Here is a 14,872-nt window from a genome sequence, read left to right as displayed (position 1 = left end):
GCCACGATGCCGACGACGCTGCTGACCCGGGTCAAGAGCAAGCTCTTCGTCCACGCCCGACGCCGGTCGCGCAGCCTGCTCGAGGGCGAGTACGCGTCGATCTTCCACGCCCGCAGCCTCGACTACGACGACCTGCGCGCCTACGTGCCGGGCGACGAGGTACGCGACATCGACTGGAAGGCCACGGCCCGCCACCAGGCCCCCCTCGTCAAGCGCTACGTCGCGACACGCAAGCAGAACGTCCTGCTCGTCGTCGACACCGGCCGCGGCATGGCGGCAACGACCCGCAGCGGCGAGGCGAAGAAGGACGTCGCGATCGCCGCGGCCGGTCTCGTCGGCTACCTCGCGCAACGGCACGGTGACCTGGTCGGGCTCGTGCGCGGCACGGCGTCCTCGACGGTCGCCCACGAGCTGGGCGGCAGCGAGGCGCACCTCGAGCTGCTCCTGCGCGCCGTCGAGGCCGCGACCCGCCTCGACGGCGACGGCAGCAACCTCGCGACGCAGCTGCGCTGGGTCGTGCGCAACGTCCGACGCCGGCTCGTCCTGCTCGTCGTGGCCGACGACCGCGACCTCGACCCTGCCCTTGACGACCTGCTACGGCGGTTGCACGTCCAGCACGAGATCCTCTGGCTCACCGTCGAGGACGCCGACCCGACCGTCGTGGCCGGCGACCGGACCACCTACGACGTCGCCGACACGTACACCCTGCCGACGCTGGTGCGGCTCGACCCGCGGGTCCGGGCGGCGTACGCGCGCACCGTGCAGGAGCGGGTGCAGCGCACGGCCAGTCTCCTCGACCGCCGTGGCATCAACCACGCCCGCCTCGGGTCGAGCGACGAGGTCGTCCCCACGGTGTTCGCCCTCCTGGAGAGGCAGCGCCGTGCACGTCGCTGACGCACCCCCGCCGGGCTTCTACGCGCCTGACCCGTATGCCCCGAGGTGGGTCTGGCTGGGGCTCGCGGCCCTCGCCCTCGTCGCCCTCTGGTACGCATGGGTGCTCTGGTCGACGCGGCGACGCCGGGTCGTCGTGCCACCGCGGGTCACCCCGGACCGCCTGACCAGGCTCCGCGCGGACTACACCCGCCAGATCGACCTCGTCCTGCGCCGCGCCGCCGCCGGCGAGATCACCCAACGACGCGCGCACCAGCAGCTGAGCATCCTCGTGCGCCACTTCGTGCAGGAGGTCTCCGGCGTCCACGCCCCGACGATGACCCTGACCGAGCTGACGGCGTCGGGGGAGCGGTTCTCGCCGGTGTCACAGGTCGTCAGCCGCCTCTACCCGGGCGAGTTCGGTCCCCACGAGACCCAGACGCTCGTCGGGGCGGGCGAGGTGGCCAGGCAGGTGGTGGCGCGGTGGGCGTGACCTCGCTCGACCTCAAGTGGCCCGCGGTCCTGACCCTCGGCCTGCTCGTCGCCGCGGTGGGGGCGACGGCGGTCTACCGGCTGATCGGGCGCCGGGCGCGGGGGGCCAGCGCTCCGGTGGCCAACTCCCAGGCCCTCACCGCGCTGCCGGAGTTCCGCCGGGCCCTGCGCGTGCACCGCGTGCGCATGGGCGTGCTGACCGGCAGCGCCGCCCTCCTCGCGTGCGCGGCGCTCCTCGGCGCCGCGCGCCCCCTCGACACGACGGTCGAGAAGCCACAGACGCGCTCACGCGACATCCTGCTCTGCCTCGACATCTCCGGGTCCATGGCGGCCTACGACGCCGAGCTCGTCGCCACGTTCAAGACGCTCGTGCGCAGCTTCGAGGGCGAGCGCATCGGCCTGGTCATCTTCAACTCCTCCGCCGCCACGGTCTTCCCCCTCACCGACGACTACGACTTCATCAACGACGAGCTCGACACCGCCTCCGACGCGCTCGGTGGCGACCCCGACCAGGAGTCGTTCTTCGCGGGGACCTTCAACGGACGCGGCACCTCGCTCATCGGCGACGGCCTGGCGACGTGCGTGTCGAGCTTCGACCGGGTCGACCTCCGGCGCGCTCGGTCGGTCGTCTTCGCCACCGACAACCACGTCGCGGGCCGGCCCATCATCGACCTGCCGGAGGCCGGCGAGCTGGCCAAGGCCAAGGGCGTGCGGGTCTACGGCCTCAACCCCGAGGAGGACGGACCCGACGACGAGGCGGAGCAGATGCGCGAGGTCGTCACGGGCACGGCCGGCCAGTACTACACGATGGGCGACCCCTCGGCGGTCAGGGGCATCGTCGATGCCGTCCAGGCGCAGGAGGCGACGATCATCGACTCCGCCGCGCGGGCCCTCTACTCCGACAACCCGACGCTGCCGATCACCCTCGCGGGCGTCGGTCTCGTGGGCCTCGTCGGCGCGAGCCGGAGGTGGGTGACGTGACCCTGCTGCCCGTCCTGCCCTGGCCCGTCCTTCTCGTGCTCGCCGTGGCGGGCCTGGCAGCCGTGTGGTGGAACCCGTCGTCGCGGGCGATGCCGGGGGAGTCCCGCGCCACGCACTGGCGCCTGACCGCGACCGTCGTCCTGCTGGGGCTGGCCGCGCTCCGCCCGGGCGTGCCGGGCGACCGCGTCGACACGACGGCCGCCAACCTCAACGTGTACTTCGTCGTCGACACGACGAGCAGCATCATCGCCGAGGACTACGGTGACGGGCGTCCGCGCATCGAGGGCGTCGCGAGCGACATCGCGGACATCGCCGAGCGGCTCCCGGGTGCGCGGTACAGCGTCGTCACCTTCGACCAGGCCGCCCGCGTCAGACTGCCGCTGACGACCGACACGAACGCCCTCGACGCCGCGCTGCAGACCCTCCTGCCCGAACCGTCCGAGTACTCGCACGGGTCGTCCGTGACCGAGGCGAACGACCGCCTCGGCACCCTGCTCGAGCAGGCGCAGAAGCGCACCCCCGAGCGGGGCCGCATCGTCTACTACCTCGGTGACGGCGAGCAGACGGCCCCCGAACCTCCCGCCCCGTTCACGATCGACCACTCCCTCGTCAACGGCGGGGCGGTGCTCGGGTACGGCACGACCGAGGGTGGCCGGATGAAGTCCACGCGCTCGCGCTTCGACTCGTCCGCCTCCTACATCAAGGACCCCTCCACGGGCGAGGACGCGCGCTCGGTCATCTCCGAGCCGGAGCTGCGCCAGATCGCCGCCCAGCTCGGCGTGCCGTACGTGCACCGGGAGGCGGGAGACCCGGTCGACGCCGCGATGGCCGACGTCGACCTCGACGCGTTCGGCACGAGCGAGCAGCTCGAGAGGCAGCAGGTCGCGGCCCGGCACGAGCTCTACTGGCTGCCGCTGCTCGGGCTCGCCGGGATCGCGGTCTGGGACGTCGGGACCGGTGCCGCCGCTCTTGCCCAGACCCGTCGTCGCAGGGAGGTGGGGTCATGACCTCGCTCGTCGACCGCCCGCCAGCGACAGCCGAGCCCCCGCCCCGGTCCCGGCAGGTGCTCGCCGTCCTGCGCTCGCGACTGTCCGCGCTGGGCCGGGGCGCCGCAGGTGGGTCGGCCGCGACCCACCGGGCGCCGCGACCGCCACACCTGCGTCGCCGGCGGCGCCGGCTCGTCCTCGCGTCGCTGCCCGTGGCGGTCCTGCTCGTGCTCGTCGCCGTGCGCCTGCTCACTCTCAACCTCGTCCACGACCGCACGCTCGCCTCGTACACCAGCGGTGACCCCGACGGCGCGATGACGTGGGCGCAGCGGCAGGGCTGGGTCAACGTCGTCGAGCAGTTCCGGGCGCCCTTCGCCGTGGGCGATGCCCACGTGCTCTCGGGCCACTACGAGCTGGCTCGCCCGTGGTTCGAGCAGGCCTTCGAGCTCGTCCCCAAGGGCGGCATCGACGACTGCAAGGTGCGCGTCAACCTCGGACTGACCTACGAGGCCCTCGGGGACGCCGCCAAGGCACGCGAACGGCCCGACGAGTGGAAGCAGTTCTACGACAAGGGGATCCGCATCACGAAGGAACGCCCGCCGTTGTGCGACGCGCCGGAGGGCGGTCGGACCGGTGACCAGCTCGAGCAGGCCCAGCAGCGGATGGAGCAGAAGAACGCCGACGCCCCGCCGGACCAGGGGCAGGGCGACCAGCAACCGCCGCAGCCGGGACCGGCGCCTCAGCCCACGCCCACCCCGGACCCGGGTCGGACCCCGAGCCAGGAGGAGCAGGACTACCTCCAGGAGCAGCAGCGCAAGAACACCATCGAGCGCAACCAGCAGCAGGGCGACGACGACCGCGTGCTGCCCGGGGACTCGGGACAGACCTACCCCAAGCCGTGGTGACGCGGGCGGGTCGAGCTCGGCTCGAGGCTAGGCCTCTGCGGGAGTCGGCGACGGCCCGGCGACGACGGTGACGCGGTACTCGTGCACCGGCACCGCCTTCTTGCCGCACGACTCGGGTCGAGCCAGGCCCGCCGACGTGCGCTCGACGCGGACCCGCCACGCGCGTCCATCGAGGTGGGTGACCGGGACGATCCAGGCATCCGGGGTCGCGACGTCCGTGCCCGGCTGCGGGACCCGGGTCCCGGCCTGCTCCGCGGGTGTGTCCGTGGACCTCTGCGTCGGCCTCTCCCCAGACGCCTCCGTCGGCCCCTGCGCCGCCCCGTCGGTCGCCGTCGGGGCGGTCGCTGGGGTCGCCGTGCCGGTCCGCGGCTCCGGCGCCCCGGCCCAGAGCGCCGGCAGGTGCGTCTCGCCGAGCAGGCTGCGGACGTGCGACTCGGCGCACTGCGCGGCCGGTTCGAGGGCGGACCGGCCGCGGTCGTGCAGCGGTCCGAGCAGCTCCGCCGGCGTGTGGCCCGAGGCGCTCGCACCGAGCACCCACTCGGCCGCGGGGTCGTCGAGCCGGGCGTAGGTCTGGCCCCACGGCAGGAGCATCGCCGTCGGGGCGAAGCGGTGACCGCCGGTGTGCGACACCTCCCACACGCGACCGGGCGCGACCCGGGCGGCGTGGACCGCGAGCGGTCGCCCACGCACCGCGCAGCAGACGTCGCGTCGGCCGTTGGTGCACACGAGGAGGCTGGGCTCGGCCGGCTCCGCGCCGGGCAGGGAGGCGCGCACGAGCGCCTCGCTGCCACGGGCCAGGGCTCCCCAGTCGAGGCCGAGCAGGTCACCGATGCTGGTGACCTGGGCCCGCAGCAGCCAGGCGTCGGCCGGCCGCTCGCCGGCGTGGGCGAGCAGGACCGTTCGGGGTGCGTCCGTCGCCGGGTGGCCGCCCGGCTTGCGCACGAGCATGAACCGCCCACCGGCCTGGGCCGTGCGGGCGTCGAGCTCAGCGCCGAGGTCGTGGTCCAGATGCGACTCGCGCGCGGCGTCGCGGCCCCAGGGGCCGGGCTGCTCGACGACGACGAAGAACCGGGCGCGGGCGGCGGTGCCGAACGCGCTCGTGCCGTCGTGGTCGAACAGGACCGAGCACGCGTCGCTCGCCGGCTCGCCGTGACCGGTCGTGGCGGGATGCGTGTCGTGGCCGGCGTCGGCCGTCCCGTCGTCGGGTGTCGTGGCGTCCGTGGGAGGTGGGGTCATGATGCGGCACCCTCCGTCGGGGGAGCGGCGACCCTGGCGATCACCGAGCTGGTCGGCATCCCGGAGCCGTCGCGCCGGCCCTCGGCCGGCGGCAGGTCGATGGCGACGCCGTTGGCGGCCGCCGCGCGGGCCGGGGTGTTGCCGGCGAAGGCGAGCACGAGCGTGTCCTCTCCCTTGAGGAAGCGGTGGCAGCGGACGCCGCCGGTGGCCCGGCCCTTGGCCGGGTACTCGGCGTAGGGCGTCACCTTGAGCGACCCGCCCTCGGTGCCGGGCAGGGCGCCCGACGAGCCGGCCGACGTCACGACGACGCCCTCGCGGGACGGGTCGACGACCCCGAACCAGGCGACGCGCGCACCGGGTGCCAGCTTGATGCCAGCCATCCCGCCCGCCGAGCGGCCTTGCGGCCGAACGGATCTCGCGGCGAAGCGCAGCAGCTGGGCGTCGGTCGTGACGAAGACGAGGTCGAGCTCGTCGCGGTCGGCCACCGCCGCCCCCACGACGGTGTCGCCGTCCTTGAGGGCGATGACGTCCCACTCGTTGCTCTTCGGGGCGTCGGGCGTGACGCGCTTGACGACGCCGCTCGCGGTGCCGAGCGCGACGACGGGCGCCTCGGCGCCGACCGGCACGATCGTCACCGGCTGCTCGCCCCCGGCCAGGTCGACGTAGGCCGCGAGGGGCGCGCCGCCGGACAGGCTGGGGGCGCCGTTGGTGGGCGGCAGCGTCGGCAGGTCGAGCGCGGACAGGCGGACCACTCGTCCGGCGGAGGTGACCAGACCGAACTCGCCGCGGGCCGTGGTGCGCACCGCACCGACGACGACGTCGTGCTTGGAGCGCGACCCCTCGGCGGTCACCGGCTCGTCGGAGCCGGTCCGGGCCAGCAGGCCCGTCGAGGACAGGAGCACCCAGCACGGGTCGTCGGCGATCTCGAGGGGCGAGGCGGCGGCCGCGGTGGCGCTCTGTCCGGAGCTCTCGAGCAGCACGGTGCGCCGCGGGGTGCCGTGCGACCTGGCGACGTCGGCCAGCTCGGTCGAGACGAGCTTCAGGAGGAGCTTCTCGTTCTCGAGGACGGCGCGGAGCTCCTCGATGGTCCGCTCGAGCGTCTCCTTCTCCTTCTCCAGCTCGATCCGCGAGAACTTCGTCAGGCGGCGCAGCTGCAGCTCCAGGATGTAGTTGGCCTGCAGCTCGGACAGCTCGAAGACGCCCATGAGCCGCTCGCGCGCGGTGCCGGCGTCGTCCGAGGAGCGGATCAGCTGGATCACCTCGTCGATGTCGAGGATCGCGATGAGCAGGCCGTCCACGAGGTGCAGCCGGTCCTCGGCCCTGCGCCTGCGGAAGGAGGTGCGCCGGCGGACGACGTCGGTGCGGAAGTCGACGTAGACCTTGAGCAGCTCCTTGAGCCCCATGGTGCGGGGCTGGCCGTCGACGAGCGCGACGTTGTTGATGCCGAAGTTCTCCTCCATCGGCGTCAGCCGGTACAGCTGCTCGAGCACGGCGTCGGGGTTGAACCCGTTCTTGACCTCGATGACGAGGCGCAGGCCGTGGGTGCGGTCCGAGAGGTCCTTGAGGTCGGAGATGCCCTGCAGCTTCTTGGACTGCACGAGGTCCTTGACCTTGTCGATGACCTTCTCCGGCCCGACGAGGTAGGGCAGCTCGGTGACGACGATGCCCTTGCGCCGCGGCGTGATCGACTCGACGCGTGCGGTGGCGCGGGTGCGGAAGCTGCCACGGCCGGTGAGGTAGGCGTCGCGGATGCCCTCGAGGCCGACGATCCTGCCGCCGCAGGGCAGGTCCGGGCCGGGCACGAACTTCATCAGCTCGTCGAGCGAGCAGGTCGGGTTGGCGATGAGGTGCCGGGCCGCCCCGATGACCTCGACGAGGTTGTGCGGCGGCATGTTCGTCGCCATGCCGACGGCGATGCCGGACGCCCCGTTGACGAGCAGGTTGGGGAACGCGGCGGGCAGGACGCCGGGCTGCAGCTGGGTGTCGTCGTAGTTCGGGACGAAGTCGACGGTGTCCTCGTCGAGGCCCGAGACCATGAGCAGGGCGGCGTCGGCCATCCGCGCCTCGGTGTACCGGGCGGCTGCGGGGCCGTCGTCGAGCGAGCCGAAGTTCCCGTGGCCGTCGATGAGCGGCAGGCGCAGCGTGAAGGGCTGGGCCATGCGCACGAGGGCGTCGTAGATCGCCTGGTCGCCGTGCGGGTGGTACTTGCCCATGACCTCGCCGACGACGCGCTGGCTCTTGACGTGCCCGCGGTCGGGGCGCAGGCCGAGCTCGTTGGCGCCGTAGAGGATCCGTCGCTGCACCGGCTTGAGGCCGTCACGCGCGTCGGGCAGGGCACGGGAGTAGATGACGCTGTAGGAGTACTCGAGGAAGGCGTTCTGCATCTCCTCCTCGACGTCGATCCCGACGATCTTCTCCTCGAAGTCCTCGGGGGGAGGCGTGGTGGTCGTGCGTCGGGCCATGCCGGGTGCTGCTCCTTGCCGCTAGCGGGTGAACACCCCATCTTCGCGCAGGCCGCTCACGACGGCTCACCTGCCACGCCGAAACGGCCCCAGTGGGCGACCTCCGCACCGGTGCGCCGGTGCCGTCGCAGGCTCGGGCTCTTCGGCCCCGGGACGGCGTACCCGAGGGAGACGACCCCGACGATGCGGCGTCCGTCGGGGATGCCGAGGGCCTGCCTGACCGCGGGGTGCCGCGCCGGTGGGACGCCGAAGAAGAGGCTGCCGAGACCCTCGTCCGTGGCCGTGAGCAGCATGAGCAGGGCCGCCATGCCCGTGTCGACGTCCCAGTAGGGCACCGGCCAGCGGGCCTCGTCACGGTCGGTCCAGCCCTTGTCGGGAGCGGCGTACCGGTCGAGGTAGGCGTCCTTGTCCGACAGGCACAGCACGAGGACGGGTGCGGCCTTGACGCCGGCGAGCCACGGGTCGTCGGTGGCCGCGGACCCCGGCTCGGCCGTGGCCGTCCAGAAGGGCGCGCGCTCGGCCTCCGTCGACAGCACGAGGAAGTCCCAGCCCTGGCTGAAACCGGCGCTCGGGGCCCGTACCGCGTTGTCGAGGCACCGCTGCACGACCTCCCGCGGGACGGCGCGGTCGGGGTCGTAGCGGCGGCACATGTGACGGGCGCGGACGACGTCGGTGAACTCCATGTGGCCACCTTCGCACCGGGGGTGCGCCGCCGACGCGACGTGACACGATGGGCCCCATGGTTTCGGGAGCGGACCACGAGGCCGGCGCCGACGCGTCCGGTCCCGCGACGGCAGCCGGCGGGGGCGCCGACGAGTCGCCGACGGGCCCCGTCGAGTGGGAGGCCGACGTCGTGCTGCGCGACGGCACCGTGGCCCACGTGCGCCCCATCGGGCCCGGCGACGCCGACGGCATCCGCACCTTCCACGCGCGGCAGTCAGCGGAGTCGATCTACCTGCGCTTCTTCGCGCCGCTGCGCCAGCTGAGCGACCGCGACGTGTACCGCTTCACCCACGTCGACCACCACGACCGCGTCGCCCTCGTGGCCACGCTCGACGACGAGATCATCGGCATCGGCCGGTACGACCGCATCGACGACCAGAGCGCCGAGGTCGCCTTCAACATCTCCGACCACTTCCAGGGCAAGGGCATCGGCTCGGTCATGCTCGAGCACCTCGCCGCCATCGCCCAGGAGCTCGGCATCACCCGGTTCACCGCAGAGGTGCTGCCGCAGAACCGCAAGATGCTCCAGGTGTTCCGCGAGGCCGGCTACGAGGTGTCGCACCACGTCGAGGACGGCGTCGTCGAGGTGTCCTTCGACATCCTGCCGACCGAGCAGAGCAAGGCCGTGCAGCTGGCCCGTGAGCACCGTGCCGAGGCGCGCAGCATGAGCACGATCCTGTTCCCGAGGCGCGTCGCGATCATCGGGGCGAGCCGCCGCGAGGAGTCGATCGGTGCCCTCGTGCTGCGCAACATCCTGGCCGCCGGGTTCGCGGGCGAGATCTACCCGATCCACCGCGTCGCCGACACCGTCCAGGGGCTGCCGGCCTACCCGACGATCGCCGACGTGCCCGAGCAGGTCGACCTCGCCGTCGTCGTCGTCCCGGCCGAGCAGGCCGTCGGCGTCGTCAAGGAGTGCGGCAAGGCCGGCGTCCGGGCCCTGCTCGTCATGTCCTCCGGCTTCGCCGACGCGGGGGAGGAGGGCGCCAGGCTGCAGGACCGGCTGCGGCGACGCGTCCGGCGGGCCGGCATGCGCCTCGTCGGGCCGAACAGCTTCGGCCTCGTCAACAACGACCCCGAGGTGAGGCTGAACGCGACGCTCGCCCCCGTCATCCCCGAGCGAGGGAGGCTCGGCCTCTTCGCCCAGAGCGGTGCCCTCGGCGTCGCCGTCCTCGCCTCGGCGGCCCGGCGCGGCCTCGGCATCTCGGTGTTCGCCTCGGCCGGCAACCGCGTCGACGTCTCGGGCAACGACCTCCTGCAGTACTGGATCGACGACCAGTCCACCGACACCGTGGGCCTCTACCTGGAGTCGATGGGCAACCCCCGCAAGTTCTCCCGCATCGCCCGCCAGCTGGCCCAGGTCAAGCCGGTCGTCGTCGTGTCCTCGGGCGTGTCGAGCTACGCGGCGCCCCCGGGGCACCGCACGCGCGTCACGAACGCGCCGCCGCAGGCCTTCGACGCCCTGCTGCGCCAGGCGGGCGTCATCCGGGTGGAGAACGTCCACCAGCTCTTCGACGTCGCCCAGCTGACCCTGCACCAGCCGCTGCCCCGGGGAGAGCGCGTCGCCATCGTCGGCAACTCCGACGCCCTCGGTGCGCTCAGCGCATCGGCCTGCCTCAGCTGGGGGCTGCGGGTGACCCACGGCCCGGTGTCGCTGATGCCGCAGGCGTCCGCGGAGGAGTTCGCCGCGGCACTCGACGCGGCCTTCGCCGACGACGAGGTCGACAGCGTCGTGGCCGCCTTCATCCCTCCCCTCGTCACCCAGGACGAGGAGGTGCTCACGGCGGTGCGGTCCATCGCTGCCAGCCACGAGAAGCCGTGTGTCGCAACGTTCCTCGGCATGCGTGGTGTCGGTGACGGACTCTCCTACGAGCAGGACGGGCAGCGCCGCTCGGTCCCCGTGTACTCGATGCCGGAGGACGGCATCCGGGCGCTCAACGCCGTGACCCGGTACGCCCTGTGGCGCTCGCGCGACCGCGGCAGCCCGGTCGCCCCTGTCGGCATCGACCGGCTGCGCGCGGAGCGGGTCATCGACACGGTGCTCGCCGGGTCGCCCGACGGCCGGGCCCTGACCCGCGACGAGGCTCGAGACCTCCTCGGTTCGTACGGCATCCGCCTCTGGCCTGCCGTCGAGGTGACGACCGCGGACTCCGCGGTGGCCGCCGCCGACGAGCTGACCTACCCGGTCATCCTCAAGTCCACGTCGCCCGTCGTGCGCCACCAGCCCGGACTTGTCGGCGTCCGTGGTGACCTCGTCGACGCCGAGGCGGTGCGCGAGGCCCACGCGTCCCTGACCGGGCGGCTCGGGCCGCTGGGCGCCGACCGGTTCGTCGTGCAGCGGATGGCGGTGCCCGGCGTCTCGTGCGTCCTGCGGGCGAGCGAGGACCCGCTCTTCGGCCCGGTCGTCTCCTTCTCCGTCGCCGGGCCGCCGACCGAGCTGCTCGGCGACGTCGCCCACCGCATCCCACCGCTGACCGACGTCGACGTCACCGACCTCATCGACGGGGTCAAGGCGGCGCCCCTGCTCAACGGCCACCGGGGCGCGGCGCCGGTGCACCGGGCGGCACTGGCCGACCTCGTCGCGCGGCTCTCGGTCCTCGCCGACGACCATCCCGAGCTCGCGTCGGTCGAGCTCAACCCGGTCAACGCGTGGACCGGCGGTGTCGACGTGCTCGGGGCCGAGGTCGTCGTGCGGCACGCCCTCGTGCGCAAGGACCCGGGCCGCCGGCGGATGACCTGACCGGTGCGGCCCACCGCGAGTGCAAGGATGACCCCATGCGACGCATGACCCAGGACGCCCACCGGGCCCTTCCCGACGAGCTCACCGCGGACATCACCCGCGCGGGCTACTACCCGGACCTCGTGTGCGACGTCGTCGAGTCCGCCGTCGCCGACGACGAGGTCGTCAGCCACCTCGTCCACCAGGAGACGACGTTCGACCACGAGACGGTCCGGCGACACGTCACCGTCCTCGTCGTCACGCCGCAGCGCCTCGTCATCGCGCACGCCGACGACCACGCCGAGCCCGACGACAAGCTCATGGCGACCGCGACGACCGAGACCGTGCCGCTCGCGGCCGTCCGGGGCGTCATGCTGACCCACGTCGTGTCCGAGCCGGCCAGCTTCAGTCCGGGCAGCCACGGCCGCGACCTGACGCTCACGCTCGGCTGGGGCGCGGTGAGCCGCCTCGACATGATCCCCGCACAGTGCGGCGACCCGGACTGCACGGCCGACCACGGGTTCGAGGGCACCATCGCCTCCGACGACATCTCGCTGCGCATCAGCTCGGCCGCGGACGGCGAGGCCGCCGTGGGCAAGGCGATGCGGTTCGCGCGGGTCCTGTCGGCGAGCATCGGCGGCGGCTCGGCGCTCTGAGGTGACGACGCCCCCACGCGAGGCCGCCCCGGCGCTCGACTGGTCCGGACCGACCCTCGCGTCGGTCCTGCCGTCGGTGGCGGCGAGCCTCGGCGTCCCCGCCTTCGCCGGACGTGACGTCCTCGACTTGCCTGAGGCGGCGCGCAGCGTCGTCGTGCTCGTCGACGGGCTCGGTCACGACCTGTTGCGCCAGCGCAGCGGGCACGCGCCGTTCCTGCGCTCGCGCTTCGAGGCGATGCGACGCGTGCCCTGCGGCTTCCCGACGACCACGGCGACCTCGATGGGGTCGTTCGGCACCGGCCTGCCGCCCGGCGCCCACGGTCTCGTCGGCATGCAGGTGCTCGACCCCGAGACCGACCGGGTCCTCAACGAGCTGTCCTGGGAGAACGGACCCGACCCGCGCGCCTGGCAGCCGAACCGCACCGTCTTCGAGCAGGTCGAGTCCGAGGGCGTTCGCGTGACGATGGTCGGTCCGCACTACTTCGACGGCTCGGGACTGACCACGGCGGCCCTGCGCGGCGGGGGCTTCCGCGCCGCGCACGCCCTCGAGGCCCGCGTCGACGCCGCACTGGCCGCGGTGCGGGCCGCGCCGCGGTCGCTCGTCTACCTGTACTGGGGCGAGGTCGACAAGGTCGGTCACGTCCACGGCTGCCAGTCCTGGCAGTGGGGCGACGAGGTGGAGGCGGTGGACGCCGCCCTGCGCCGTCTCGCCGCGAGCGTGCCGGCCGACACCTCGGTCGTGGTCACGGCCGACCACGGCATGGTCGACGTTCCCTTCGAGGCCCGCGTCGACCTCGTCGACGAACCGGCCCTCATGACCGGCGTGCGCCACCTCGGCGGCGAGCCGCGCAACCTCCAGCTCTACACGCAGGTCGGAGCGGAGGCCGATGTCGCCGCCACCTGGGAGTCACGGTTCGCCGGACGCGCCCGCGTCCTGACCCGCGAGCAGGCCGTCGACGAGGGCTGGTTCGGCGTGGTGAGCCCGCACGTCGCGCCACGGATCGGCGACCTGCTCGTCGTGACGGGCGACGGTCTGGCCGTCGTCCACTCCGGCGTCATGCGCCCCGAGGTCGTGCGCCTGCTCGGCCTGCACGGGTCGACGAGCGAGGCGGAACTCGCCGTGCCGGTGGTCGTGGTCCCGCCCCGCCTCGGGTCCTAGGGTGGTGGCCCGTGGCTGAGCTCGTCTTCTTCTCCGGAACCATGGACTGCGGCAAGTCGACGCTCGCCCTGCAGATGGACCACAACCACGGCGCGCGCGGTCGCGTCGGCCTCATCTTCACGAAGATGGACCGCGCCGGGACCAACGTGCTGTCCTCCCGGCTCGGCCTGTCGACCGGGGCCCTCGAGGTCGAGGACAGCCTCGACTTCTGGGAGACCGTCGTCGACCGCGCCACCGCCGGCCACCGCATCGACTACCTCGTCTGCGACGAGGCCCAGTTCTACACCGGCGAGCAGGTCGAGCAGCTGGCCCGCATCGTCGACGAGATGGACGTCGACGTCTTCGCCTTCGGCATCACCGCCGACTTCCGCACCGAGCTGTTTCCCGGCAGCAAGCGCCTCATCGAGCTCGCCGACCGGGTCCAGGTGCTGCAGGTGGAGGCCCTGTGCTGGTGCGGTCGCCGCGCGACGACGAACGCCCGCGTCCTCGACGGGGTCATGGTCGTCGAGGGCGAGCAGGTCGTCGTCGGGGACACGAAGCCGGCGGCAGGCGTCGTCGAGTACGAGGTGCTGTGCCGCCGCCACTACATGCGACGGATGACCTCGCACGCGGCTCGCGCCGCCGCGGTCTCGCCCGAGGTGCTGCCCTTCGACCTCGACGTGTGCCCGCTGCCGCCGTTGCCGATCACGCAGGCCGACTGAGGGGGACGAACCGATCCGGCCGGGGCAGGCAGGCCGGTCGTGGCAGGCCGCGGGTGTCGGTGCCTCAGTCGCCGCGACGGCCGAACATGATGTCGTCCCAGCTGGGGACGCTCGGGCGTCCGGACTTGCGCGCGGTGGACGCGCGCCGCGCCGGAGCCGGACGAGGGTCGCCCGACGTGGCCCGCTCCTCGATGAGCTCGCCCGTCTCCTCCTGCCCGGCGTCGGCTCCGAGGGGCCGGCCGGTGTCGGCCACCGCCCTGACGCCCTCGGCCGCCTCGGCCGCGTGGGCGGGAGGGTCGGTGTCGTCGACCTCGCCCGGCTCGCCGGTGTCGTCGGTGTCGTCGGTGTCGTGGGTGCGGAGGGTGTCGTCGACCTCACCCGCGCCAACCGACGCCCCGGCGACGCCACGGTCGTCCCCTCCGTCCACCTCGGCCGCCTGCTCGACGGCGGCCTGCTCGACGGCGGCCTGCTCGGCTGCGGCCAGCTCGGCGTCGGTGCTCGGGTCGCTGGTGGGGTCGGTCTGACGCACCGGCTGGGTGCGCTCGGCCCGACGGACCTTGCGGGCGGCCGCCTCCGCACCGATCCGCTCCTGGGCCGACCCGTGCTTCTCGACGTCGGGGTCGTCCTCGGGGTGGGTGTGCGCCGCGGGCGGCAGCTCCTCGCGGGGGTCGCGTGCCAGCTCCTCGAGCGGCAGCGCCTCCTCCGGCGCGTCCTCGAGCCCGGGCACCTCGGTGGCGCGTGGCCGGCGGCGTCCGCGGCGCTGCGCGCTGCGCTCGCGCATCGCCGCCATGAGGTCGACGGTCTCGCCCTCGCGGCGCCGGGCGCTCGCGGAGGCGCCGGTCGCGCGTCGGGCGTCACCGCTGTCGCGGGGTTCGCCGACGCCTCCCTCGGCCTCGACGTCGTAGACGCGGCTCGGGCAGCTGCAGATCCAGGTCGCGGGGGGCCTGCGCCCCCGGGACGTCCAGGCGCTGATCCGGGCCGGCAT

Annotated in this window: 12 protein-coding genes and 1 pseudogene; 9 read left to right on the top strand and 4 right to left on the bottom strand. The window is 73.5% G+C overall.

Annotated features, from left to right (window positions below; genetic code table 11):
- Positions 1-6 precede the first annotated feature (6 nt).
- From ACR9ZK_RS06200 to ACR9ZK_RS06180, 5 genes are read left to right on the top strand one after another with little or no spacing between them, the layout of a single operon-like run.
- On the top strand, positions 7-894 hold the full coding sequence (locus tag ACR9ZK_RS06200; protein ID WP_481341017.1) for a DUF58 domain-containing protein: 888 nt from the start codon (positions 7-9) through the stop codon (positions 892-894).
- Positions 881-1,363 carry a hypothetical protein gene (locus ACR9ZK_RS06195; RefSeq protein ID WP_481341016.1) on the top strand — a complete coding sequence of 161 codons (483 nt, stop codon included), beginning with the start codon at positions 881-883 and terminating at the stop codon, positions 1,361-1,363. The genes ACR9ZK_RS06200 and ACR9ZK_RS06195 overlap by 14 nt, the downstream gene beginning before the upstream one ends.
- A complete protein-coding gene (locus ACR9ZK_RS06190) occupies positions 1,360-2,343 on the top strand; it encodes a VWA domain-containing protein (RefSeq protein ID WP_481341015.1) in 984 nt (327 codons plus the stop codon). Before ACR9ZK_RS06195 ends, ACR9ZK_RS06190 begins: the two co-directional genes overlap by 4 nt.
- On the top strand, positions 2,340-3,350 hold the full coding sequence (locus ACR9ZK_RS06185; RefSeq protein ID WP_481341014.1) for a vWA domain-containing protein: 1,011 nt from the start codon (positions 2,340-2,342) through the stop codon (positions 3,348-3,350). Before ACR9ZK_RS06190 ends, ACR9ZK_RS06185 begins: the two co-directional genes overlap by 4 nt.
- A complete protein-coding gene (locus ACR9ZK_RS06180) occupies positions 3,347-4,234 on the top strand; it encodes a hypothetical protein (protein WP_481341013.1) in 888 nt (295 codons plus the stop codon). Before ACR9ZK_RS06185 ends, ACR9ZK_RS06180 begins: the two co-directional genes overlap by 4 nt.
- Before the next feature lie 27 nt (positions 4,235-4,261).
- On the opposite strand, the gene ACR9ZK_RS06175 is transcribed toward ACR9ZK_RS06180, so the two are convergent.
- The 3 genes from ACR9ZK_RS06175 to ACR9ZK_RS06165 are packed head-to-tail and all read right to left on the bottom strand — an operon-like array spanning position 4,262 to position 8,615.
- Positions 4,262-5,470, bottom strand: a complete 1,209-nt coding sequence (locus tag ACR9ZK_RS06175; RefSeq protein ID WP_481341012.1) for a sucrase ferredoxin — start codon at positions 5,468-5,470, stop codon at positions 4,262-4,264.
- The gene (locus ACR9ZK_RS06170; protein WP_481341011.1) at positions 5,467-7,932 is read right to left on the bottom strand and encodes a DNA gyrase/topoisomerase IV subunit A; all 2,466 of its coding nucleotides are present in this window, start codon (positions 7,930-7,932) and stop codon (positions 5,467-5,469) included. Before ACR9ZK_RS06170 ends, ACR9ZK_RS06175 begins: the two co-directional genes overlap by 4 nt.
- Positions 7,933-7,988: 56 nt before the next feature.
- On the bottom strand, positions 7,989-8,615 hold the full coding sequence (locus ACR9ZK_RS06165; RefSeq protein ID WP_481341010.1) for a nitroreductase family protein: 627 nt from the start codon (positions 8,613-8,615) through the stop codon (positions 7,989-7,991).
- Between the two features lie 56 nt (positions 8,616-8,671).
- Between ACR9ZK_RS06165 and ACR9ZK_RS06160 the strand changes: the two genes are divergently transcribed.
- The 4 genes from ACR9ZK_RS06160 to ACR9ZK_RS06145 are packed head-to-tail and all read left to right on the top strand — an operon-like array spanning position 8,672 to position 13,887.
- The gene (locus ACR9ZK_RS06160; protein WP_481341009.1) at positions 8,672-11,392 is read left to right on the top strand and encodes a bifunctional acetate--CoA ligase family protein/GNAT family N-acetyltransferase; all 2,721 of its coding nucleotides are present in this window, start codon (positions 8,672-8,674) and stop codon (positions 11,390-11,392) included.
- A 35-nt stretch (positions 11,393-11,427) separates the two neighbouring features.
- A complete protein-coding gene (locus ACR9ZK_RS06155; RefSeq protein WP_481341008.1) occupies positions 11,428-12,027 on the top strand; it encodes a DUF5998 family protein in 600 nt (199 codons plus the stop codon).
- A 1-nt stretch (position 12,028) separates the two neighbouring features.
- Positions 12,029-13,186, top strand: coding sequence for an alkaline phosphatase family protein (locus tag ACR9ZK_RS06150; RefSeq protein WP_481341007.1), 1,158 nt, complete (start codon positions 12,029-12,031; stop codon positions 13,184-13,186).
- A gap of 11 nt (positions 13,187-13,197) precedes the next feature.
- A complete protein-coding gene (locus tag ACR9ZK_RS06145) occupies positions 13,198-13,887 on the top strand; it encodes a thymidine kinase (protein WP_481341006.1) in 690 nt (229 codons plus the stop codon).
- 64 nt (positions 13,888-13,951) lie between these two features.
- Here the strand turns inward: ACR9ZK_RS06145 and ACR9ZK_RS06140 are convergent.
- Positions 13,952-14,872 (bottom strand): annotated as a pseudogene (locus ACR9ZK_RS06140) (hypothetical protein); the annotation flags it as partial.

The organism is Monashia sp. HAY1-5C (assembly GCF_056755255.1).
This window is presented reverse-complemented; position numbering and strand designations above follow the sequence as displayed.